This window comes from Pseudomonas brassicacearum subsp. neoaurantiaca, from assembly GCF_013608025.1.
GTDB lineage: Bacteria > Pseudomonadota > Gammaproteobacteria > Pseudomonadales > Pseudomonadaceae > Aquipseudomonas.
Window position 1 is genome coordinate 42,366 of record NZ_VDLV01000058.1, and the last position, 341, is coordinate 42,706.

1 protein-coding gene is annotated in these 341 nt (G+C 61.0%); it reads left to right on the forward strand.

The features are described 5' to 3' along the window. Positions 1-169: DUF6124 family protein (locus FHK92_RS27670; protein ID WP_258232747.1), on the forward strand; the 169-nt coding region annotated here is incomplete at its 5' end. Positions 170-341: the final 172 nt, after the last annotated feature.

Below are 341 nucleotides of genomic sequence, written 5' to 3' on the forward strand. Positions count from 1 at the left end.
GCTCTCCATCAGCACCATCGCCGCCGACCTGGCCGACGACATCGACGAATCACGCCGCTGCGTCGCCCTGGCGATCAGTCGCATGGCCGATGGGGTTCAGTTGTTGGTCGAGCGGGCGTTGGATCATTTGGAAGCGAAGGCAATGGCAGCGACTGCAGCCAAGGGATAGACCCGACATCAAGTCAAGCTGAGCCGCCGCCATCGCGAGCAAGCTCGCTCCCACAGGGGATTGGGGGTGTTGCGGATATTCAGCCATCACAAAACAACTGTGTGCGAGCTTGCTCGCGAAAGCGGTGTATCAGTCGACATGGATGCCGGCTGAACGGACGCCTTCGCGAGCA